The organism is Ohtaekwangia sp., from assembly GCF_036786105.1.
In the GTDB taxonomy this organism is placed as follows: domain Bacteria; phylum Bacteroidota; class Bacteroidia; order Cytophagales; family Cyclobacteriaceae; genus Ohtaekwangia.
Genome location: NZ_DAIQRQ010000014.1, coordinates 1 through 23,736, shown reverse-complemented (window position 1 = coordinate 23,736; position 23,736 = coordinate 1). Strand labels below are relative to the sequence as shown.

General features: G+C 44.8%; 21 protein-coding genes and 1 tRNA gene. 12 read left to right on the top strand and 10 right to left on the bottom strand.

The window, feature by feature from the left end; genetic code table 11:
- Window positions 1-43: 43 nt before the first annotated feature.
- Window positions 44-116, top strand: a tRNA-Thr gene (locus V7Q33_RS08825).
- A 148-nt stretch (window positions 117-264) separates the two neighbouring features.
- Here the strand turns inward: V7Q33_RS08825 and V7Q33_RS08820 are convergent.
- Window positions 265-1,062 carry a prohibitin family protein gene (locus tag V7Q33_RS08820; RefSeq protein ID WP_333819607.1) on the bottom strand — a complete coding sequence of 266 codons (798 nt, stop codon included), beginning with the start codon at window positions 1,060-1,062 and terminating at the stop codon, window positions 265-267.
- Between the two features lie 392 nt (window positions 1,063-1,454).
- Between V7Q33_RS08820 and V7Q33_RS08815 the strand changes: the two genes are divergently transcribed.
- The 4 genes from V7Q33_RS08815 (at window position 1,455) to V7Q33_RS08800 (ending at window position 5,143) form a co-directional block, all read left to right on the top strand.
- Complete coding sequence (locus tag V7Q33_RS08815) at window positions 1,455-1,622, top strand: DUF1328 domain-containing protein (RefSeq protein ID WP_331975239.1); 168 nt, start codon at window positions 1,455-1,457, stop codon at window positions 1,620-1,622.
- A 61-nt stretch (window positions 1,623-1,683) separates the two neighbouring features.
- On the top strand, window positions 1,684-2,967 hold the full coding sequence (locus tag V7Q33_RS08810) for a PQQ-dependent sugar dehydrogenase (RefSeq protein ID WP_333819605.1): 1,284 nt from the start codon (window positions 1,684-1,686) through the stop codon (window positions 2,965-2,967).
- Between the two features lie 70 nt (window positions 2,968-3,037).
- Window positions 3,038-3,985, top strand: a complete 948-nt coding sequence (locus V7Q33_RS08805; protein WP_333819603.1) for a helix-turn-helix domain-containing protein — start codon at window positions 3,038-3,040, stop codon at window positions 3,983-3,985.
- 159 nt (window positions 3,986-4,144) lie between these two features.
- Window positions 4,145-5,143 (top strand): aldo/keto reductase, encoded by a 999-nt coding sequence (locus V7Q33_RS08800; protein WP_333819602.1) that lies wholly within the window; start codon window positions 4,145-4,147, stop codon window positions 5,141-5,143.
- Between the two features lie 76 nt (window positions 5,144-5,219).
- On the opposite strand, the gene V7Q33_RS08795 is transcribed toward V7Q33_RS08800, so the two are convergent.
- A complete protein-coding gene (locus tag V7Q33_RS08795) occupies window positions 5,220-7,139 on the bottom strand; it encodes a tetratricopeptide repeat protein (RefSeq protein ID WP_333819601.1) in 1,920 nt (639 codons plus the stop codon).
- Window positions 7,140-7,260: 121 nt separating this feature from the next.
- Window positions 7,261-8,220 (bottom strand): DUF4097 family beta strand repeat-containing protein, encoded by a 960-nt coding sequence (locus V7Q33_RS08790; RefSeq protein WP_331975229.1) that lies wholly within the window; start codon window positions 8,218-8,220, stop codon window positions 7,261-7,263.
- 287 nt (window positions 8,221-8,507) lie between these two features.
- Between V7Q33_RS08790 and V7Q33_RS08785 the strand changes: the two genes are divergently transcribed.
- Entirely contained in the window at window positions 8,508-9,497 is a 990-nt protein-coding gene (locus tag V7Q33_RS08785) for an ABC transporter ATP-binding protein (RefSeq protein ID WP_333819600.1), read from the top strand.
- 145 nt (window positions 9,498-9,642) lie between these two features.
- Window positions 9,643-10,443, top strand: coding sequence for an SDR family NAD(P)-dependent oxidoreductase (locus V7Q33_RS08780; protein WP_331975225.1), 801 nt, complete (start codon window positions 9,643-9,645; stop codon window positions 10,441-10,443).
- A gap of 123 nt (window positions 10,444-10,566) precedes the next feature.
- Here the strand turns inward: V7Q33_RS08780 and V7Q33_RS08775 are convergent, their stop codons facing one another.
- Window positions 10,567-11,685, bottom strand: a complete 1,119-nt coding sequence (locus V7Q33_RS08775) for a hypothetical protein (protein ID WP_333819598.1) — start codon at window positions 11,683-11,685, stop codon at window positions 10,567-10,569.
- On the bottom strand, window positions 11,682-12,317 hold the full coding sequence (locus tag V7Q33_RS08770; RefSeq protein ID WP_333819597.1) for an ABC transporter ATP-binding protein: 636 nt from the start codon (window positions 12,315-12,317) through the stop codon (window positions 11,682-11,684). Before V7Q33_RS08770 ends, V7Q33_RS08775 begins: the two co-directional genes overlap by 4 nt.
- Window positions 12,318-12,448: 131 nt before the next feature.
- On the opposite strand from V7Q33_RS08770, the gene V7Q33_RS08765 reads away from it, so the two are divergent.
- Together V7Q33_RS08765 and V7Q33_RS08760 are read left to right on the top strand one after the other, a co-directional pair.
- Window positions 12,449-13,459, top strand: a complete 1,011-nt coding sequence (locus tag V7Q33_RS08765; protein ID WP_331975219.1) for a hypothetical protein — start codon at window positions 12,449-12,451, stop codon at window positions 13,457-13,459.
- Complete coding sequence (locus V7Q33_RS08760; RefSeq protein ID WP_333819596.1) at window positions 13,413-15,653, top strand: hypothetical protein; 2,241 nt, start codon at window positions 13,413-13,415, stop codon at window positions 15,651-15,653. Before V7Q33_RS08765 ends, V7Q33_RS08760 begins: the two co-directional genes overlap by 47 nt.
- A 389-nt stretch (window positions 15,654-16,042) precedes the next feature.
- On the opposite strand, the gene V7Q33_RS08755 is transcribed toward V7Q33_RS08760, so the two are convergent.
- The gene (locus V7Q33_RS08755; protein WP_333819595.1) at window positions 16,043-17,563 is read right to left on the bottom strand and encodes an MFS transporter; all 1,521 of its coding nucleotides are present in this window, start codon (window positions 17,561-17,563) and stop codon (window positions 16,043-16,045) included.
- An 89-nt stretch (window positions 17,564-17,652) separates the two neighbouring features.
- Window positions 17,653-18,048, bottom strand: coding sequence for a winged helix-turn-helix transcriptional regulator (locus V7Q33_RS08750; protein ID WP_333819594.1), 396 nt, complete (start codon window positions 18,046-18,048; stop codon window positions 17,653-17,655).
- Window positions 18,049-18,132: 84 nt separating this feature from the next.
- Between V7Q33_RS08750 and V7Q33_RS08745 the strand changes: the two genes are divergently transcribed.
- Window positions 18,133-19,050, top strand: a complete 918-nt coding sequence (locus V7Q33_RS08745; protein ID WP_333819592.1) for an NAD(P)H-binding protein — start codon at window positions 18,133-18,135, stop codon at window positions 19,048-19,050.
- 334 nt (window positions 19,051-19,384) lie between these two features.
- On the opposite strand, the gene V7Q33_RS08740 is transcribed toward V7Q33_RS08745, so the two are convergent.
- The 3 genes from V7Q33_RS08740 to V7Q33_RS08730 form a co-directional block, all read right to left on the bottom strand.
- Window positions 19,385-20,095, bottom strand: a complete 711-nt coding sequence (locus V7Q33_RS08740; RefSeq protein WP_333819591.1) for a DsbA family protein — start codon at window positions 20,093-20,095, stop codon at window positions 19,385-19,387.
- Window positions 20,040-21,050 (bottom strand): manganese catalase family protein, encoded by a 1,011-nt coding sequence (locus V7Q33_RS08735; RefSeq protein WP_331975207.1) that lies wholly within the window; start codon window positions 21,048-21,050, stop codon window positions 20,040-20,042. Before V7Q33_RS08735 ends, V7Q33_RS08740 begins: the two co-directional genes overlap by 56 nt.
- Window positions 21,051-21,294: 244 nt before the next feature.
- A complete protein-coding gene (locus tag V7Q33_RS08730) occupies window positions 21,295-22,410 on the bottom strand; it encodes a Gfo/Idh/MocA family protein (RefSeq protein ID WP_331975205.1) in 1,116 nt (371 codons plus the stop codon).
- 242 nt (window positions 22,411-22,652) lie between these two features.
- On the opposite strand from V7Q33_RS08730, the gene V7Q33_RS08725 reads away from it, so the two are divergent.
- Window positions 22,653-22,904: a hypothetical protein gene (locus V7Q33_RS08725; protein WP_333819590.1), complete on the top strand. Its 252-nt coding sequence runs from the start codon at window positions 22,653-22,655 to the stop codon at window positions 22,902-22,904.
- Window positions 22,905-23,319: 415 nt separating this feature from the next.
- Window positions 23,320-23,697 (top strand): response regulator, encoded by a 378-nt coding sequence (locus V7Q33_RS08720; RefSeq protein WP_331975201.1) that lies wholly within the window; start codon window positions 23,320-23,322, stop codon window positions 23,695-23,697.
- The last annotated feature ends 39 nt before the right edge of the window (window positions 23,698-23,736 follow it).

Here is a 23,736-nt window from a genome sequence, read left to right as displayed (position 1 = left end):
ATTTTTGCACCCTCATTAGCGCAGAAGGCGCTAAAAACTGAAAGCCTCCTTAGCTCAGCTGGTAGAGCAACTGACTTGTAATCAGTAGGTCGTTGGTTCGATTCCGACAGGGGGCTCAAAATAAAAAGGCAATTACATGCTACATGTAGTTGCCTTTTTATTTTTAGTCCATTTCAGAGTTTCCTGATAGCATATTCACGTTGATAGGTATTTACGTTAAAACGGAACATAGACACCTATCAACGCATACACGTACACACGTGATTAATTCTTCTCCGTATTCACCATTAACTGCGAGGGCTGGTTGCTGCCGGTGATAATGACTTTTGAGTTGGGTGAATTTACAAGACTCTTCAGCATCTGGATGTTATTATACTGCAGCAGCTTTTCGGTGAGCGACTGGTTGATGATGTCCTGCGCTTTTTTGATACCTTCAGCTTCAATGACAAGGCGCTCCGCTTCCTTCTTCTGTTTCTCTACTACAAACTCCATTTGCAGCACAGCTTGTTCCGCATTTACTTTATTCTCAATAGCCTGAACAAGTTGAGGCGGCAGGTCTATATCTTTCAACAGCACAGCATCTACGACAAAACCATATTGCGCTATATGTGCGCTCAACTCATCGGCAACGGCTTTCTCGATCTTGGTACGCTCCGTGGCATAGAGGTCTTTAGCTAAGTAACGTGCGGAGACCTCACGCGCGGTAGCCCGGAAGTTGCTGAGCACAACCACTTCTTCGTAGTTCGTGCCGAAGCGTGTATATACATCTTTGGCAGACTCCGGATTCACATGGTATAGCAAACTGATCTCAGTATTTACACTAAGACCTTCTTTTGTAGGGAGTGGGAGTGTGTTGAAGCTTTCAACAGTGCGTGCGTTTATCTTGACAACTTTGGAAACGAAGGGATTAAACCAGCGGGTACCTTGTGTGATGGAAGCTCCTCTGATAACACCGAGGCGTTGTACAATGCCTACTTCTCCGGGCCGAACAATAGCACACTGTGTCATCAGGAGTGCGAGCATGACGAAGGCGCTTGCCTTCTTAAAAATTACTTTCTTCATACGTTAGATGGTGATGAGTAGTTAAAGATTTATACTGCTTTCGACACGATATATGATATATAGTTATCGTGCCTCTCCTTGTAACGCCAGGCCCGAACGTATGTTGAGCCCGGCCGCTTAAAAGATTCTTAAATTAACAGTTCTGCATCTATAAATACTGCCGGATATATACCCCGAAGTATGCAGTGAAATTAAGTCTGATGTTGTATGTGACCTGCGTGTAATCATACCTTCTAATACAAATACAATCTCCTGATTGTAGATCATTTTACGCATTTCCATGTAAAGTTAATGGCCTCTGCACACACCGTCATGGCATAACATTTTAATTGAAGTATATCGGCCGGTAAAGGCCATATATAATTTTATTCACCATTAAAACAGATAAACATATGTTACGCTGGGCAGCCATATTTTTCATTATTGCCATTGTAGCGGCAATCTTTGGGTTCGGTGGTATAGCAGAAGGTGCAGCCACTATCGCACAAGTTTTATTCTTCATCTTCCTGGTCGCTTTTATTATCGTCATTGCCTTTGGAGCAACATTGTTCAAAAAGTGACGGAGTAGCGGAGGTCGGACGATTAGGAGTAAAAATATAGTATCCATCTACTGGCATTGCCATGAGGTATATTTTTGGGGTATTGATAATTATACTGTACTCGGAGTGCGGATTTTCGCAGGGAAAATCGCGTACAACCTTGTCTGATAGCTTGCCGGCACCGCATGCCACCAAGTCATCGATGAATTTCAGCAATGTAATAGGATGGAAGACCGGAGAAACGCCGAAGGCGCCCGAAGGATTTACGGTAACGCGCTATGCAGATGGATTTGACAATCCCCGGTGGCTTTATATAGTCTCCAATGAGGATATACTAGTAGCCGAAAGTAATTCCAACCATCCGTTTCTTGAGAAGATTGGAGCACACATCATCGGGGCTTCCAAATCCAATAGCCTGCGTCACAGCGCAGACCGCATTACGTTGCTTCGTGATGCGGATGGTGATGGAAAACCGGAGGTACGTAATACATTTCTAAGCAATCTGAATCAGCCGTTGGGTATGCTTGTAATGGGCAACTGGTTCTATGTAGCCAATACCGATGGGCTGTGGCGATATCCGTATACGGTTGGTCAATTAGCCATCACTGGAAAAGGAGAGAAGATTCTTGATCTTCCCGCCGGTAAAGCCAATCGTCACTGGACGAGAAATCTCCTGGCCAGCAAAGACGGTTCAAAGATATATATAGCGGTTGGCTCCGGTACCAACATTGCCGAAAAAGGAATCATGAATGAATTTCTACGGGCTGATATACTGGAGGTAAATCCGGACGGTACAGGGCTGCGCGTGTATGCCAGTGGGTTGCGTAACCCGGTGGGTATGGACTGGGCACCTGGCACCAATACGCTATGGACTGTAGTAAATGAACGCGATGAACTTGGCGATAACCTGGTGCCGGATTACTTCACACACGTTAAAGAGAACGGATTCTATGGTTGGCCCTGGATGTACCACGGTCGTTTTGATGATCGTGTAAAGGCGCCCAGGCCTGCCGTTGTGACGAGCTATACCACACCGGATGTTGACATTGGATCGCATACTGCTTCATTAGGACTTGCCTTCTATGATCAGAAAGCCTTTCCACAGAAATATCACCATGGCGCCTTTATTGCGCAGCATGGCTCCTGGAATCGCTCCACACTCTCCGGGTATAAAGTAATATTCATTCCTTTCAGCGATGGTAAACCTCAAAGCAAGGGCGAAGATTTTCTTACCGGTTTTATTGCCGAGCTCAGCAAAGAGAAAGTTCGTGGTCGCCCGGTGTGCGTGATCGTAACGCCTGACGGCAGTCTGCTGGTTACCGATGATGTGAGCAATGTTATCTGGAAGGTTTCGGTTAATAAGTAGATTTCCGTCCAGCCTGGAATTTTTCGCAGGCAGCACCGGTTAGATCGACATTACCCAACCCCAATTCCATATGCCGAAAGATCAGAATATTCCTGTGTTCCGAAGTACTTCATACGCTTCGTCTTACTTTCAGGATAACCGAACCAATTGTCAGGAAGTTATACCCGGCATTCAACATTTTGATATACATCAGCGCTGCAACTACAAGCACAGCATCGGGGCGCACCGACTTGATTTCTATATGATATTCCTGGTCATGCAGGGCGAAGGCCGACATACCTTCGGAATACAGGAGCATCACCTCACCCGCAATATGCTTTGTTTTATAGGACCGGATGTTATCAATTCCTGGCGATCGGAGGCTGAAGAACAGCGGGGATATTTTTGCTCTTTTTCAGATGACTTCTACAACGTGGGGAGAGAGAACAAGAACTTCTTAAACGAACTTCCGTTCTTTCAGATCGATGGCACACCGGTATTGTATCTCAACGATGAAGAAGCGCAGCATTATCTCACCTTGTTTCAATGGATGCACCGCGAACATGATCAGCGTAATGAATATTCCGATCATGTGTTAAGAGGTTATCTGCAGGCCGTGCTCAACAAAGCGTATGCACAGTATAACCTGCAGGTAAGTCATGCACCGACATCATTACATCCCGGCTTACGGTTGCTCAAGGCATTTACGGCGCTTTATAGGCGCGACTTTAAAGTGATCAGCCCAGGTAATGCCATTCAACTCAAGAGCGTTGCTGCCTATGCAGAGGAGCTTGGCGTTTCGCAGAATCATCTCAACGACACCATCAAAGCAATTACAGGAAGATCGGCCGGACAACTGATCAAAAATCACCTGATCAAACAAGCCACAATATGCCTGCGACATTCTTCCAAGAGTATCAGTGAAATCGCTTACCGTCTTGGCTACGATGATCCTTCATACTTCGCGCGATACTATAAAAGTCAAACAGGATTATCGCCGGCAGCATATCGGGCTCATTCATCCGGCCAGCACTCCTGACGTTATATCATAAAAGAGCAGGGATTTTCTCACCTGTAAAATGTACCGGTATATCCGTATTATCTCCTGAAGCAGCGTGGTCGTAAGAATCAACTTTGCATCATCATGCTGATAACTTCAGCCATGCGAAAAACAAATTCATCATTAAAACGACAACGTATGGAATACCGTCAGTTAGGACATTCGGGATTACGCATTCCCGTGCTTAGTTATGGCACCGCTACTTTTGGTGGTACCAATGATTTTTTCAAAAAGTGGGGACAAATCGATATACAGGAAGCATCGCGCCTGGCAGACATCTGCCTGGAATATGGTGCCAATTTCTTCGACACAGCCGATGTATACTCGCAGGGAGACTCAGAACAAATTCTTGGTGCTGCGTTGAAAGGAAAACGCGATCGCGCCCTGATTTCCACCAAAGGTACATTTGCCATGGGCGATGGCCCAAATGATAAAGGTGCATCGCGCTATCACCTCATTAAAGCATGCGAAGCCAGTCTCAGGCGTTTGGGCACAGACTATATCGATGTATATTTTATTCATGGCTACGATCCGTTTACACCTATGGAAGAAACGCTGGCCGCATTGGATAACCTGGTAAGCAGCGGTAAAGTGCGCTATATAGGCTGTTCTAATTTTACAGGATGGCAGGTAATGAAGTCGCTGGCTATCGCTGAGAAATATGGACTCGCGCGCTATGTCATTTACCAGGGATATTATTCGCTCATTGGTCGCGAATATGAATGGGAGTTAATGCCGCTGGCGCAAGATCAAAACGTAGGCCTCATGGTGTGGAGTCCGTTAGGATGGGGCCGCCTCACCGGCAAACTCCGCAGAGGCCAGCCGTTGCAGGAAGGACGCATACAAAACGGAGGCGCTGCAAATGGCCCGGAGGTATCCGATGAATATTTATATACGGTTGTAGATGTGCTGGATGAAGTTGCCGCCGAAACAGGCAAGTCAGTTCCTCAAGTAGCGATCAATTGGTTGCTGCAGCGTCCTACGGTTTCTAATGTCGTGATCGGTGCGCGCAACGAACAGCAACTGATTCACAATCTTGAATCGGTAGGCTGGAATCTTACCACAACACAGATCGAACGCCTGGAGAAAGCCAGTGCACAGAAACCGGTATATCCGTATTGGGTGAAGATGCGATGATCTTTAATTAAGAAAGACTGCCATCATAAGCAGTCTTTCTACTTTGAAGAAGTATCGATTTACAAGTATATATATGCTACAGTCCGGCCTTGTTCTTCAATTCCAGATAGCGTGGATCTTTCTTTAGCTCGGCAAACACGGGGTACTCTAAAAAGTAATTTACGGGAGCCAGTCGCTTTTCCACACATTGGTTAATATGATAGAATGTTTTATCCATATCGCCTAATGCATACCAGATGCCCACCATGTCGGCATTCAATACAAGATCCGGATTTTCCGCCTGTCGTTGTTCGATGCGGGCAATACAATCGAGGGCCTTCTCGCGTTCACCTAACATGGCGTATGCATAGCCTAATCCCATCAGTCCTTTTTGTGGGTGGTTGGTGAGTCGGTGTACTTCAGCAAAGAGCTGCAGTGCTGCAGGCCAGTTGCCTTTCATACCCAGGCTCCAGGCTTTCAACTCCAGGCCCATGCGCATCTGCGGATCGATCTCCAGCAGTTTATCGGCCTGTCGAATCGCATCATCATACCTTGCGGCAAAGACATATATATTTCCGAGTGAATGGTTGATGAAGGTAGACAATGGATCAAGTTTCAATGCTTCCTCCATTACCGTGATGGCTTGCTCCTGTTGACCCATCAACACATAGTAGAAGCCAAGCCAGCGGTATACGGTTGTGGCACCCGGGTTAAGATGCAAAGCTTTTTGCAAGGCTTCATGTGCTTCGGCCCATTTCCAATCATATAGTAAATAAACTGCTCCCTTGGCTATATATCCTTCAGCTACGGTGCTGTCAAGTTGCAGGGCTTTGTCGGCATAGCGGTGTGCAATTTCAAAGGCAGTGGCGGGTAACATTTGTCCGCTTGATCCCAGTTGGCTATACGCGGTGGCCGTCATCGCATAAGCGAGTGCATACTCAGGTTCCAGTGCTATAGCCTGCTCAAAACATTCAATTGCTTTTTTTGTGTCGCCCGGAGTCATTTTGTTCCAGTAGTGAAGCCCTTTGAGATAGCAGGTATAGGCTTCTATATTCTGCGAAGGTGGCGACTTTATTGGTGAAGGTGATGTTGGTGCGATCAGGTTCTCACGCAGTTTATTCGCGATCATGCCGCTGATCTCGTCCTGCAACGCAAATATATCGGTAAGATCGCGGTCGTAGTTCTCACTCCACAAATGATAGCCATCGGCAGCGTTGATCAACTGGGCGGTTACACGCACGCGGTTGCCGGCTTTGCGCACGCTTCCTTCCAATACTTTGTCTACATTCAGTTGAATCGCTATATCGCGGATGTCTGCATGCTTGCCTTTGAATGCAAATGCAGAAGTGCGCGATGTTACCTGCAGACCATTGATCTTGGTCAATGCATTGAGCAATTCTTCGGTAATGCCATCGCTGAAGTATTCGTTTTCAGGATCAGCACTCATGTTCATAAAAGGTAAAACCGCCAGCCGGTTTACAGGTTGTCGTGTTTTGCCTTGGAGGGCTGCACGTTCCGGCACAACCATGCCCGGGTTGGCAATGGCAAATACACGCACGGGTTCCTTTACATTTTTCATTTCAAAGTAGCCCAGCTCGCGTGTGAGTATATCTGCCTGGTTACGTATTTCATCAAATACTTTTTCTGATATAAAGATGCTGCCCGATACAGCCAATGATTCAATGCGTGATGCAAGGTTCACTCCATCTCCATAGATGGCTTCGTCTTCGATCGTTACATCGCCGGTGTGAAGGCCGATGCGTACATCTACTTTCGGGGCCTGCTGCAACGCCTGCTGTATGCGCATGGCGCAGTGTACACCATCAATAGCGCTTTGAAAGATGCTGAGCGAGCCGTCACCGTAAAATTGCAGAACTCTTCCGCCGAATTGCCCGATCGTAGTGTCCAGCACTTCCTTCAGTCGCTTGCGTTTGAGCTTTGCCAGTTGTTCATTCTCCTGCATCAATGCAGTATAGCCCGTCATGTCAGCAAAAAGAATAGCAGCCAGTTGTCGCATAGTGTGTAAAAGTAATAATCTAACGGCTGCGACTGCAATACATGAACTTAATTTTGCCGATGTGTAAACATAAAAAAGGCGCTGATGAGAGCGCCCTTTCTTCTATTGTTTAACAGGTTGGCTACCGATAGGTAAGGCTTACGTTACCATCGGCAGAAAGATTTACCGGGATGCCACCTCCGTTGATTGCGCCATTGATAGAATGATCATCCGATCTGCCGGAGAAATTAGTGAGTGGTATATGCAGCGATTCGCCATGTATATCAAGGTTCAGTCCCAGTTTATCAGGTATAGCAATATCAATGTTGCCATCACTGGTTTTTACAGATAAGTTTTTTGTAAGGGCAAGCATGGTGCCGTGTACATTGCCATCCGAAGTGGAAGCGGTGAGAGAACCTGATAACTCATTAAAAGTAATCTCTCCATCGGAGGTACTGACAGACACATCTCCGGTAATCTGTCGTAGCACGATGTTACCATCACTGGTGGCGGACTTTACATTGCCTTTAATTCTCTCCAGCGAAACATTGCCATCGCTTGTGCGGGCTTCCAGTGAACCATTGATATCGTCTACATCAATATTACCGTCTGAAGTCTTACTATTTACCTTACCGTTAATAGACGATATATTCAGATTACCATCGCTGGTCTTGGTGCTTTGATCGCCCGTAAGGCCGGTAAGAGAAATGTTACCATCGGACGACTGTAAATCGCAGGCAGTTTCGCGGGGTACAGTTACAATGAAATTTACTTTCAGTCCATCTTTGAATGTGCCATAGTTAAGTGGATACTTTACACTGATGTCCAACGAATTGCTTGTATTCGTAACGTTCACGGTAAGCTCTTTTTCAAGTTCCTTGCGGTTGATCTTGAGTACCTGGTTGCGTCTCTTTACAACATACGTTACTTCAATGCTTTTGCCACTGCCGGCACTCACAGAAATGTTTCCATCAGACGATGACAGGATGAGCCGGGCTGGTGTTGAAACGTCATATTGTTCCTTAAAAGAATATTCACTTTGCGCGTTACAGAGGCCGGCCATTAGCAGGCAACAGATCAGAAATAATGAAGTCTTTTTCATAGTTGGTAATGGGTTTTCAATGGCCGTTGATTTCTGGTCAGCTGCATAAAAATATAGAACAAGGAACATCGATCAACGTATGTTAAAGTTCTAGCTACTGAAATCAGAAGCTTGCGACTATTTAAAAGATAAGACTCGTTTCACGGGATGAGGTTGCACCGTGAAGAAAGTTTTTTCAGGATTTTTGGCAATTTGTTCATAAACGAACAGAGTACTGTCAGGTGCTATAGATGTTGCGCTGGCATATTGAGAGAAGTATTTTAGATTGCGCATTCAATTTATCATGAATGGCTTTTATACAGGTATCAGGTATTTGTAAATACGGAGAAACAGAGAATGATCTTGTATTGAAAGATATCAGTTTTTCACAACAACGCCTTCAGCGTGTGGCCATTGCCGGTGAAACAGGTTCGGGAAAAAGTACATTGCTGAAAATTATAGCGGGTCTTATACAACCTGATGCCGGTGAAGTAAAATTCGAGAACCAGCCTGTTCAGGGACCAGCCGAGCGACTGGTGCCGGGCCATCCTGGTATAGCATACCTTTCGCAGCATTTTGAGTTACCAAAGTTTTTAAGAGTAGAACAGGTACTGGAGTATGCGAATACATTGGGGGCAGAAGAAGCGAATGCTATTTATGAAGTATGCCAGATCACGCATTTGCTTAAGCGCAAAACTAATCAGCTCTCCGGAGGTGAACGTCAGCGCATAGCGTTTGCGCGATTGCTGATCACATCACCACGCTTACTGCTCCTGGATGAACCGTTCTCTAACCTGGACATGGTTCATAAAAATACATTGAAGGCGGTGATTGATGATATACACGACAGGCTTGGCATTACGTGTACGCTGATCTCACACGACCCACTCGATATTTTGCCGTGGGCGGATGTTATTTTTTTAATGAAAGACGGAGGGATCGTGCAAAAAGGCACGCCCGTTAAAGTATATACTTCTCCGGTAAATGAATATGCAGCTGGTCTGCTTGGTAAATATACTTTGATTCCACCTGCGAATATGGAAGCATGGGTTAAATCGTTAAAGTTAAAGCCGCGGCGAAAAAATCTGTTCATCCGTCCCGAAAACATAAAGATTGTGAAGAAGGGCAAGCATAATCTCACCGGACGTATTACAGATATATATTATTTCGGTGGTTATAACGAGGTGAAGGTTTCGGTACATGATACATCTCTTCTTATTCGCACAGATGCGGAAGAATTCAGAGTAGGAGCGGTGATATACCTTTCGCTTACTGCCGATAAGATTTCATTCATTTAATTACGTTATCTGAATAGGTCAATCGTTCCACAGCAATCATTCTCCAGGTAGTAATTATTTTCCCGGAATGTGGCTGCGCATCGTCATGGTTGGTGTGTATGCTATTTGCTGATCTGATTTTCAAAAATCTTCTAAAGGGAATCTTATGGAAAATCTACAGCAACAATATGCGTTGGTAACCGGCGGTACCAGCGGCATTGGATATGAGCTAGCCAAAGTGTTTGCCCAGAATGGATACAACCTTATTCTGGTAGCAAGATCGCAGAGCGATCTGGATTTGCGTGCCAACGAATTTAAAGGCTTGCACGGTGTGGATGTGATAACCATTTCAAAAGATTTGTTTGAACCACAATCACCATTTGAAGTATATGACGAGGTGAAAGCCCGTGGCGTCACCGTTAATATACTGGTGAATGATGCCGGGCAAGGTGTCTATGGGAAATTTGCCGAAGAGGATATACATCGTCAGCTGCGGCTTATACAACTTAATATCACCTCGCTTACTGCACTCACCTATCTTTTCCTGCAGGATATGATATCGCGTAACGAGGGAAGAATACTTCAATTGGGCTCTATCGTATCAGAGATACCAGCTCCGCTTCAGGCAGTATATGGTGGAACAAAGGCGTATGTACTTTCGTTTACAGAGGCTTTGATCAACGAGTTAAAAGATACCAACGTTATCGTTACGGCCTTGCAACCGGGTGCTACGCAAACAGATTTCTTCAACAAAGCCGGCGCACAAAACTCTAAAATTGTAAAAGAAACAAAACTGGCTGATCCTGCTGAAGTAGCCCGCGATGGTTATGAAGCGCTCATGCGGGGAGATGACAAAGTAGTGTCCGGGTTTAAGAATAAGGTGCAGTCTGTTATGAGCAATGTGATGTCAGACAAAACGCTGGCTGAAAATATGCGGAAACAGTCGGAGGAGAGTAAGGAGGAATGAAGAAGTAAAGAAGTAAGAAGTAAAGAAGTAAGAAGTAAGAAGTAAGAAGTAAGAAGTAAGAAGTAAGAAGTAAGAAGTATGCTATGCATGTAGTGAGGGGCTTCCTGTGGGAAGCCTCTTTTTTTACGTTTCTTTTTGATAGTAGTAGGTGTGGCAAAGTGTAAAGGATGTCGTTACTGTCGCTGCAATCAGCAGCCATCCGCCTTCGGAAAGTATAACTATGAATGACAATGTAAATATTCCGGTTATGCTCCACAAGTATCTTCGCATGTACATGGAAGGGATGTATAGCAAGCTTCGCAACAATAACAGGCAGCCGAGGGAAAACGTGAATAGCAATGCCGTTGTAAGCAAGTCGGTATACGTTAACAGCACAACCGTTTCTGGAATCAACAACAGGCTATAATAAATAACATGCTGCCCATAAATTCTCGCGCGGCTGTAAGCAAAATTTCGCGCCATCGGCATGTACATTTCCATGAAACTATTTTCTCTGTATATTAAAATGGTGTGGCTCATGCAGGTGATCAATATCACCATATACAGCACGGCTGTATTTTCCAGTTGATCGAAAAAGTAAAATGTGCTCATCAAAACCAGTAATGAAAATACTTTGGTGATTAATCCCATCCACGGAGTTGTGTGCAACATGTTATAAAATGGTAAACTAAAGTATGCCTTGGGCCAGGATTTCAATATCTCCGTGAACAGCGCAGTTTTTGGCACTGTGGCCTGCTCGTACATAAAATACATATATACCCGTGCACTGATGCTCCCCAGCAGTAGAATGTATAACCAAAGGATGATCGGTACCTTATGGGAGTGATAACTCATCCCGACAACCAGAATCATGATTCCATAAACAATAATAGGTAACAGGATCACAAATTGCGCAAGGCTCCAACTCACAAACTGCCGGAAACGCGAAAATGCATTAACACTATAGTAAAGAAACATGTTCTCGGGCGCACGCAATTGCTTTGCTATATATTGCCAGCTTTTGATTGTATACAAAAGCCAGAGCACGCATACCGTAAACATCACAATCGGGGCATCCAACACAGCCAGCGTAAATGTGAGGTTATACATGACCAGATCGCGTGGATCAATATGACCAGCCGGTGTTATAAAAAAGCAGTAGCAGAGCACTGTTCCAAAGCAGCAGGCGAGTACCCCTGCATGTTCACGATAAAAGCCAATGGCTAGTATACGTATCAACGTTCGCGTAAGCGGGGCAATCATGTCTGCGCTAACGTTACGGTATGATTACTCACTTGCACCTCCTGCACGGGAGCATGTAAGCCCGTAAGCAGTTGGTGTGATGATAGAAGAAAGCTGATGCCTTCACGGGTATACTTCTGCGCAATCCATTCATATAGTACGGCCAGAGCAGCGTCATCCATGGTGATCAAAGGTTCATCCAATAGTATTACCGCGGGTTTGCCCGTAAAGGCCATTACCAATGATAACTTCTTGAGCATGCCGCTGGAGTAGGTGCCGACCGGTTCGTGTATATAGTCCTGCATGTGCAAGGCTTCCAGCAAGGGTATGGCCTGTTGATATGGTGCATTTTTGGCTGCCGCAAAGAGGCGGATCATTTCACTGCCAGTAAGGAAAGGAGGGAACAGCGGTTCGGCCTCGGCAAAGTTTACCTGCTTCCTGTATTGCACAGGTTGCTTCCGAATGTCGATTGTGTTATTTAATACAATATCACCCTCGAAAGATATAATGCCGGCTATCGTTTTCAGTAAGGTACTTTTGCCGGAGCCATTTATACCTTTTATCCAGTAAATGCCACTATTAAGCGTTAATGTGTTGATGGATAGTACAGGCACGTTGCCATACCGCTTGCGATAGTTCCGGAGTTGAAGCATAATCGCTTTTTTACTATTTGTATATTTCTCTGGAGGAGAGTTACAGTAAATGCTTTTTTTATTTTAAAATCGGAAGGCACGCATTATAAAAGCTTCCCTGTAAATATGTACATTTGTTGGTTGCTGGTGATATGCATCGAATAAAATCCCTCGTAGTCTTTGGTTTTCTGTTTTCGGCCTGTACTCATTCGAAGGAGCACCGTACTTCTGTTTCGTTTTACTATTGGAAAACAGTTTTTCACCTCACGGATGCCGAGAAGCTCCTGCTGCAAGAAAATAATGTTGATCGCCTGTATGTTCGTTACATGGACATAGCCTTGCAGAAAGGAGAAGCACTGCCATTGTCGCCCGTGGTTTTTGAAGACACCCTGCTGCCAGCAGCCATTGTGCCGGTGGTATATGTGCGTAACGAAGTAATGTTACAGCCTTCGCTTGATGTAGCAGCGTTGGCAACTCAAACGGTTAATTATATTCATCAGATCAATCATGCCGCAGGTATAACCAGCCAGGAAATACAGATCGACTGCGACTGGACGCTTACGAGCCGTGAGAATTATTTTATTTTTATTGAAGCGGTAAAAAAGCAATGGAGAAAAACATTGTCGGCTACCATTCGGCTGCATCAAATAAAGTATTACCAGCGAACCGGTATTCCTGCTGTTGACCGAGGTGTGCTCATGTATTATAACATGGGACGCATTGCTGCTGATTCATCCAACTCTATCTACGATCGGGAAATTGCGCAAAAGTATACACAGCATCTGAAAGGTTATCCTTTGCCATTGGATGTTGCCTTGCCGGTATTTTCATGGGGTATACATGTGCGCAACAACACGGTGATCGGCTTACTGAACAAAATAGATGATACCACGTTTAGCGAAGATGAGCATTTTGTTAGGAAGGCAGATCCGTTTTTTGAAGTGAAAGAAAACGTTATTAAGATTGGACATTACTTTAAACAGGGCGATCGGATTAAAATTGAAAGTGTCGATATAAACGATCTGCAGGAGATGACGAATGATTTGTCTGATGAAATGCCCCGACCACCACAAGAGATTATATTCTACGACCTGGACCACTTTAACCTGAAACATTATGAGAAAGAAAAACAATTCTTTCAAAAGATCAGTCGCGCTTTTTAGTGTGGCTGCCTTTGGCACGTGTGGTATCGTGCTGGCCTGTGCCGATTATTTTATGGAATACGATTATGATTCCGACTTTACTCCTGAAGTATATGTAGACGAATCGTATGCACCGCTATTTTATTCGCCGCAGGAAGTGTTCTACAAAGTGGGCTTTGATGATGTACATACTTCCCGCTTCAACGATGATATCGTGATTGACTGGTCAGACTACCTGAAGGGCAAAGCTACCAGGGAGCAGGTACGTTATTTGTTGTTGAATGATAGTGCTGCGTCAGAGCTTGATCAACTGTATAGTGCTATCTGGAAAAAGACAAAAGCCCCGGCACGGTTCAGCGCACTCAATCTGGCAGATGAAAGGATCAGGAGCTTTGTAGAGTTTATGCATTATGCAAAGATGATTGAAGCGTATAGCACGGAACCTGCCTATTCTTGGGACTATGATGAGAAGAAAAAAACTCCGGTAACGGACCCTAAAGTTATTGCGCAGGTAGAAAAGCTATATACTGAAACCAAAGATCCGTTTCTGAAGAACCGCTATTGGTTTCAAACCATGAAGGCATACTTTTATGGTAAAGACCAGCAGGGTTTAATTCCATTTTTTGAAAAGACAAAGGCCACTGTTCCTCAAAACATGTTATACTATCGCGGTGTGGCCTACGTTGCCGGTACGCATTATCGAAAGAAGAACTATGCTACCGCTAACTATTTATATAGCATAGCCTTTGATAAATGCCCGGAGATGCGCGTGGTAACGGCCTATAATTTTCATCCGCAGGAGCAACAGGACTTTCAGACTTCGCTCTCGCTGGCAAAAAACAATGATGAGAAGGCCGGCTTGTGGGCTTTGTTTGGTTACTATGCCGATGAAAAGCAGGCGATACAAGAGATATATAAATTAAATCCGGCCAGCCCGCATCTTGATTACCTTTTAACAAGACTTGTAAACCAGGAAGAAGTAGCGGTCAACGGAATCGATTTTAAAACCGCAGAGGAATACAAGCGCACCCGCAAGGAAAAGCTGGACAAAGGCGCGCTGCAATTGGTCAACACAATTGCAAAAGAAGAAAAGACACCGAAGCCCTATCTATGGAATATAGCAGCCGGTTATTTGAATATACTGGTAGGCAATTATACTATAGCATCGCAGTTGCTGGACAAAGCAGAGAAGCAAAGTCCAAAAAGTGAATTGGCATTGCAGCAGATACATTTGTTTAAAATTATCAATACGCTGAGCAGTATCACAAAGATGGATGATAAAGCGGAGAATAAGTTACTTGTTGACCTTACGTGGCTATACAACGCGAAGCAAAACGATGAAACGTTCCGTTATCGTCATGCATTGGGCTGGAGCAGGCAATATATAGCTTCGCTGTACAAACAGCAGCAGAACGTAGTCATGGCAGAATTGTTTGATCGCGATCTGAAGTTCTACCAAACAAATACCAATCTGGAAGCCATGAAGATTTTCCAGGAGCGAACAGCAAAAACTCCGTGGGAGCAATTGGCATCCGGTATCTATAATATTACCCTTTCTGATATTTACGAGTATCAGTCCACAATAGCAGCTTATGCTGGCAGGATCGATGAGGCTATTGCCTTCATGGAGCGTTCGAAGGAAGGAAAAGATGTTGAGCTGTTGGGTAATCCATTCAATGGGAAGATTAAAGATTGCCACGATTGCGATCATGCCGCTACACAAAAGGTAAAATATACCAAGCTGTCGCTCCTGAAAAAGATGAAGGAGATGAAAGATCATGTTGATAAAGGTGAAGATGTATATAACAATAGCCTGTTGCTGGCCAACGCATTTTATAACATGTCGTACTTTGGCAATGCCCGGGTGTTTTATTATGGTGACATCATGGATCAATATGGTAATTATATTGACAAATACTATCAGCCGGTATTATTGAATTGTAGTCTCGCCAATCAATATTACCAGAAAGCTTTTGACGTTGCCACCACGGCCGAACAGAAAGCGAAGTGTACCTATATGATGGCGAAATGTGAGCGCAATATCTTTTATACCGGGAAGTATCACAGTCGCGAAGATTTCTATTCCGATCCCGATGTAAGCTTTCTTGCCTGGAACGGCTTTAAGAAATTGAAGTCAGACTACAGCAATACCAAATACTACAAAGAAGTGATCAGCGAATGCGGGTACTTTCGGAAGTTTCTGGGTATGGAGTGAAAAATAGCTGTGATTGCTGGCTGCGAACTGCTGGATGTGTGTGAGGGAGGAGTGTGGTTTTAACTTCAGCATTCGTTGATCGATGTTCCTTGTTCTATGTTCAAAAGCTGCTGGCCTCTGGCTACTGGACGTGAACAAGTTGGTGTATGCTACTTCATCATTCGTTATCCGTTAATTGTTACAGGTTAATCGTTATCAGGAAGAGTATATTAACGGTTACCCTAGACGATCTGTGTTCTTCTGTTCCCGATGGCCAATCGGGAATAGAAGAACACAGAAAAATAAGTTATTCGTTATTCGGTGTTCCTTGTTCAATATTTTTTAATAGCTATGAGCTTGCTCGCTATATCTTCCGTACTCCGGACTTTTCGTCTTTCGGACTCTTTGCATTATTTACGAGCAGCAATACTAAAAACGAGTACCATCATTACTATAGCAATAGAACCGATCAACGCAGCAGAATGAAATGATACCAGAAATGCTGCTCTTGCCTGGACAAGAAGTGCAGCGCCTGCTTCGGCAGGTAATTGCAGGGAAGCCGCGAGTGCTCCTCCCAATGTATTGCGTGCATCTTCGGTGATAACAGATATACCAGAAGTCTTGGCTGCCGCCATGTGACTGTGGTATATCGCAGTGCCTATACTTCCCAGAAGTGCCACGCCAAGTGCTGAACCGAACGTAGTGCTACTCTCCGATATACCCGACACTGCGCCAGCCTGCTCAGGAGGCGCTACCGATACAATCAGGTCAATGCCCAAGGTTACAATAAAGCCACATCCCAGACTAAGGCAAGTACAGGCGGCAATGAGAAGGAAGAGATGTGTATCGGTTTCGAGTTGTGTTAACATCAGCATGCCGGTCAGCATAATTATATTGCCGATAATGATTGTTACCGTGCGTGAGATCCAGCGCAGAATCTGTGGGGCAAACATGCAGCCTGCCATCGTAATGGCTGCCGGCAACAGGGTAAGAAGGCCGGCCTGCATAGGCGCCAGTCCCCGTACAAGTTGTAAATACTGGGCAATGAACAGGTATAGTCCTGACCAGCAGAAGAGCGACAGGAAAAGCGTAGCCAGAGTCGCACCAAATGCCGGGATTGAAAACAGATGTAAATTCACCAACGGGTTACGAATCGTCTTTTGTATACGAACAAATACAGAAAACAGCACTACACCGGCAGCTATACTCAGCAAAGCCCGCCATTGGAAAGCTCCCGACTCTGCAATATGCTTAATGCCCCCGGTAGCCGACAGCATGCCGGTAAGCAAAAGCACTGCACTCGTAAGACTGAATTGTCTGGCATCCACATCGCGGTATTCGGTGAGCAGGCCGGAGGCAAACAGGAAAAGACACATTAAGGGCACACTGATCAAAAATACCGAGCCCCACCAGAAGTGAGTCAATAGTATACCTCCGAGCAACGGACCGAGCATAGTTCCTCCCGCATAGCATGCAGTATATATACCAAAAGCTATCGTGCGCTCACGATCATCGCGAAACATACTGCGGATCAGCGATAATGTGCAGGGAAGAATAATGGCACCTGTTATTCCCAATACAGCGCGTGCTGCAATTAGCCATATAGCACTGCCGGCAAAGGCGGCCATTACGGAAGCGAGCGAAAATAATACAAAGCCAATGGTAAGTAAACGCTTTCGGCCAATGCGATCGCCCAGTACTCCCATAATGATCAGAAAGCCTCCCTCCATAAAGGTAAATATGTCGGTGATCCAAAGTAATTGCGAACCGGTGGGCTTCAGCGAAGCACTCAACGAAGGTATAGCCAGGTACGTTACCGTGGCATCCATCGAGACCAACAGTGTTGGTAAGGTCAGCACGGCAAGTCCGATCCATTCTCTTCGGCCAGCCCGTGGTATAGGAGAGGAGAGAAGCGTTGTGTCTGTTTCCATAGTAAAGATTGTGATCAAAACTACAAAACAGTGCGGCATCGCATCAGGGCTGAATACGACAAAAATAAAGGCCGAATGCGCCGGTATATTTATGCGGGAAAGTTTTTCAGGTTGCGCGAAAAGGTTTTTGCATGCTTGCCGCTGTTTTCTACCGCCCATACCGCCATGGCATATAGCACCGGTTTAAACCCGAGGCCTGCCACTGTAAGGCTATAGGTAACGTGGGGCGGCACTACAGGCTTTGCTTTTCGCACGATAAGTTTATCCGTTTCGAGTTGTTTCAAATGTTGGATAAGCACTTTCTCCGTAATAGAAGGTATACCTTTGCGAAGATCGCTATATCTTTTTTCACCGGATAATAACTGAAAAAGTATAATCGGTTTCCAGTAGCCGCCAATCTTTTCCATAACATACGTAACGGGGCATTCCTGGAATGCAGTCTGCTTGTTGGCCTGAATGGTTGAGCTTTCTTTTACCTGGGTCATAAGAGCCTACTTTAGGGTAAGTACTTGTACAAAAGTAAGTACAGCGATACGTTTGTTCTATCAAAATTTAAAAAAAATAATTGTATGAACATTACCATTACCGGGTCTCTCGGCAACGTTGGCCGCAGACTCACTGAAAAATTAGTTGCGCGCGGGCATAGAGTTACTGTTGTAAGTCACAGCCCCGAACGTATTGCCGCCATGGAGGCTTTGCATGCTATACCAGCGATTGGATCGTTGCAGGATGCCGCATTTTTGCAGGAAGCTTTTGCAGGTGCTGATGCGGTGTATATAATGATTCCGCCGGATCCCTCGGCAACCAATGTGCGAAAGTATATTCGCGAAGCGGGCGATCGCTATGCACAAGTTATTGCCAGGTGTGGTGTGCAATACGTAGTAAACCTTAGCAGCATTGGCGCACACATACCTGATGGTGCCGGACCTGCCGGTGCTAATTATTATGTAGAACAAAAATTGAATGCGCTGGCGGATACACATGTGCTGCATCTTCGTCCGGGTATGTTCTATACTAACTTTCTCGGAGCTATGAACATGATCCGCTATCAGAATATAATTGGTAACAATTTCGATGCTTCGTTGAATATGATACTGTCACATCCACATGATATTGCTGATGCAGCAGCAGAAGCACTGCATACGCGTTCGTTCTCCGGAAAGAAAATACAATATATAGCAAGCGATGAACGGAATGGAAGTGAGATTGCCTCTGTGCTTGGCCGGGCGATTGGTCAACCTGATCTTGCGTGGATAAACATTAGTGATGAACAGATGTTGCAAGGCATGCTACAGAATGGATTAACGGAAGAGATGGCAACAGTATATATACTTGACATTGGAAGAGCAATTCGTGAAAGCAAATTGTTTGACGATTACGCAAAGAACCGACATACTGCTCTTGGGTCTATCAAACTCGAAGATTTTGCGAAGGAGTTTGCTGTGATATATAAACAGGCATTGGCGATGGCGGGGGAAGCGAAGTGAAAGTTGGGAGACCGAAAGTCGGAAGGTCCGGAAGTCCGGAGGATATAGTGAGTAAACGCACGCGCTGGTCTCTCGCTCAAACTTCCAGTGGCCGGTAGCCAGAAGCTAGCAGCCTTTCATAACTGAAAAAGTAAAATGGAGCAGTGCCCGTCCGGCAAAGCTCCATTTTTAATTAACCTAACCCTTACCTATAAACATACGAGGTAAAAGAATGTTTCAAATCTATATATCATCGCTAAAAGTACCCTTTAAAATTCCTTAATTTAGACAAACGGGTATAATGTACCGATGATACCGGCGATCGGGTATATGATCGGTATACTTTGGTATACTGCTATAATCCCATTCGCTGCAGGCTTGACAGCAATACTTCATACGGCCTGTAACCTACCATGATTATACCTTCTCCATTGGTGCCTGTACAGGTAAGTGTAGGGTAGCGGCCTATTTTGTGAAACGCTGCCAGCTCCAGATCTTTTCGAAACAATGTGCGTGCCTTGCCTTCCTGCCAGTCAGTTTTAAATTGTTCAGCGCTGAAGTTATTGCATGATGTTTCTAACTCTTCGGCAATCTGGAACAATACGGTATATTTGGCTATATTCAATTGTCGGGTCATAACTGCTTCACGCACTTTGTAGAGATAGAATGCTTCTGCTTCAGGCGACTGAAGTGACGCAGTTTTCACAGCTAGGCATGCCGGATAAGATGAATCGGGAGGATCGCGATGCCAGATATCGAAATTGATAGAAGTATGCGTCACTTGCGCTGCCTGCATCCAGAGTGGCCCCATTTGCATCGGACGATTGATGATGTTATACGGATCGCTATAGGAATCCCAATTCCGTATCATACCAGCCATAACGTACCGCACAGTAAACCGATTGCCAAATTCATGTTGCAATTGCATCAGGTGCTTATCAAACGCCCAACTCCAGCAACAAAGCGGATCGGTATAATAGGTGATCAACAACCGATCCGCTTCATGCCTGTTATTTGTTTTTGGATCGTGGACTTCTTGCTTTTGTTTTTTTGCTGTCTGCTCCATCGGTTTCATCTACGTCTCCGCTTAATGCATAATTACTCCACTGATTTTCACCTTCCGGTATAGCTGAGTTTACCTCTTCGCTTCGTTCCTGGCTGAGATCTTTATTGATCTTCTCTATCAGTGCAGCGGTGCGATCGGTACCAGCAATTTCCTGTGTGGTCAATCCTTGTGTTGACTCAACATGTGCGATCGGATCTTCAATGAATTGCCAGGTCTCGCCAAGTTTTGTGCTCGCACCATCATTCCAGGGTCCACGAAATTCTGCACCACTCGACATATTGAAATATGTGTTGCTAAAGCGCGGATCAGCCTGAAGCACGCCAGGAGGGAAGTTCGGCTGTATTGTCTCAAGCGCTGCTTCAAACATCTGGAAGTGTGCAACCTCGCGCGTCATCAGAAACGTTAACGTTTCGCGCACATAGGGATCGTTGGTAAATTTCATCAGGTATTCATATACAATCTTTGCGCGCGACTCTGCTGCCATATCGGAGCGAAGGTCTACGGTAAGATCGCCATTAGCGTTAACATACGTACCACTCCAGGGTATACCGCGACTATCGGTCACCACAGGGCCTCCGGCACTTTCTACCAGGAAATGCGGATTGGAGATTGCTTCGTGAATAACACTTTCCTTCGCTGCTTTTCCATCCAACAGTTTCATGATCTCAGACTCATCAGCAGCATCTTTTAATTTGCCGTTAACTCCTGCCAGCAGCATCTGAATAGTGGCACCTACTATTTCGAGGTGACTAAATTCTTCTGTGGCAATATCCATTAGCAAGTCATATTTATCAGGGTACGGATTTTTGGCGCTGAAAGCTTGCACAAAATATTGCATAGCGGCTTTCAATTCTCCGTTAGGACCGCCAAACTGTTGTAACAACAGATTAGCAAATTGTGGATCGGGTGCCGAAACACGCGCATTAAATTGAAGATCTTTTACATGATAGAACATAATGGGAGGATTTAAGTGATTCCCCTGAATGGCCAAAATGTATGCCTTACGAAAACGATGTAAATACGAAGTATATGTGATTCAATTCCTACTCAATTGAGGCAGGAAATTATCAACTGTGGAATGAATGAAAATTTTACAAAAGATGTATACAACGGAGTGACTAAGCGCATGGATAATAAAATGGATAAAGAGGTAACAACTCCTGAGCAGTTATTACCTCTTCTGACAATTTAGCATGCCATTATAATTTCAAATCGACTTTTCTGCCGCTTTGTACTGCCTGGTAAATAGCATCAATGATTTTCATGTCTTTAAGGCCTTCTTCACCATCAACGGGAACCACAGGCTGTTTGCCTTGAAGAATAATACCAGCCATTTCATCCATCTGTATGGTTTGATGCGTGATATGCGGTTGTGTTAACTCACCCTGGTGTGTACGTCCTTTTATCGGGCCGTAGCCAGTGGAAGGCTGCATCTCCGCATAGCCTTTTTCGCCATCAAGGAAGAAGCGGTCGAGGTTGCTCATGCTATAGGTCGACAGGCATGACGCCACGGCACCGCTCGGAAACCCTAATTGAAACTGGATGGTTTCGTCAACACCTTCTTTGAATTTCTGCGGATCAGTCTTTATCTCCTGGGCTGTTACCCAGGTTGGATCTTCGCCTACCATGTAGCGCGAACCATTAATAGAATATATACCTATATCCATCATGGCACCGCCACCGGCGAGTTGTCTGTTGAGACGCCATTGCGTTGGATCACCAATCCTGAAACCGGAAAGCCCCTGGAAGAAAAGTATTTTACCGAACTCACCATTCTTGCGCATGCGTATTACTTCGAGCGTCTTGGGTTCAAAGTGCATACGGTAGCCAATAAGTAATTTTACGTTGGCTTGTTTACAGGCATCTATCATCTCTTGTGCCTCGCGTGCATTTACCGCCATTGGCTTTTCGCAAATCACATGCTTGCCTGCTTTGGCTACGCGGATCACATGGTCGTGGTGCAGCGCATTGGGTGTGATTACATAAACAGCATCAATATCAGGATTGCTTTTAATGCGATCGAAGTTCTCGTAATTGTAGCAGTTCTTATCGGGTATAGTATACCTGCTCTGCCAGTCTTTGATCTTGGAAGGTGTACCACTGATAACACCGGTTACCCTGGCATATTTGCAGGTCTGCATCGCTTCGGCTACACGCGTACCATAGCTTCCAAGGCCCATAATGGCTACACGCAGCGCGGGGCCTTCGTAAGGTTGCGGTTTGTAAGGGTGGTCTTCTGTTTTGAAAGATGACAACAACGGCAAGGCAAAAGCGGAAGCCGTTATCTTTTGTAGAAAGTCTCTGCGAGAGTTCATGATGGGTTAAGGGGTTGATATAATTGATTAAAACAAGCTATTGAATTCAGTATACTTTTCATTGATAAATTTATACAAAATGAAATATAACGGGATGCATGGATAATTCATCACGATGATTGTTCACACAAGGATCCAACTTGTAAAAGATTACGCTGGGATTGTCGGGAAATTACCATCTCATTTGTTACGCTGTGTGGCATGGTTTTATAATCTGTAATCTATAGTCAAATTGCTGCATTATGTCAACTGTAAATATACCCGAAGCGGACTCTGTGAGCTACCGCGAATTTCAGGAAGGTCATTCCGTACAGGTGCGTGCCGTTGCATCGCCAGGTCAGGAACATGATTTTGATAAAGGAAAACGTGTCAGTATATCCCACCTCAATATGGAGTCTACAGCCGTTATTGTATCCGATCCCATAGAGATAGATGATGGCAATGAATCTGGTCGCAAGGTTTTTTCATTGATCATTGAGAAAGCAGACCGTTAGCTGCCAGCTTCTGGCTGCGCGCCACAAGAGGTTTGGGTAAGACACAAGCGTGTACATGGGCTCACTATATTCTTCCGGTTTCCTGTCTTTCCGGACTCTTCTATACCAACATCAATTACAATCCTGTTAAGAATCTGCCGGACACTCCATTCTTGTATCCAATGAAGTATACTTGCATTGATTTTTCAGTGGAGAAAAATATAATCCCCCGCTGGAACCGCTGTATGGAATATACTGTTGGCCAGTTTAATGTATAGTTTATGCTCATCCGAAATGATATATACTTTATTTACAGCCGTTGTTAGAACATGTTTACCGGTGTTACACTATATATAAAATTTATAGTTAATCGTTCTGGGATTTTTCTGATTCTTATTTATTTTGTTATTCAAGTATTGGTTAAAAGCTGTTGCCTATGAGAAAAAAAATTCTAATCGCTGAAGATGATGCCGATATCCGCCTCATTTTAAATATGCTATTGGAAGATGCAGGATATAGCGTGGAAGTTTTACCGCAGGCATCGCGTATTGTAGAAGGAAAATACGAAGCTCCCGACCTCTTTATCATCGATAAAGACATGCCCTTTATTGACGGGCTCGCAGTTTGCAAATATCTACGCCTGAAAGAGAACACCCGACACATTCCGATTATTATGATCTCGGCGCATCACTATTTGAAAGACCGTGCAAAAACTGTAGGTGTAGATGAGTTTATCGAAAAGCCATTCGGTATTCGCAGTCTTCTCACTTCGGTTGAGAAGTGTATTCATAACGATAATGTGGTTAATTGTTAAATCGTTATTTGTTGCAGGTTAATAACTATTGATGGATAA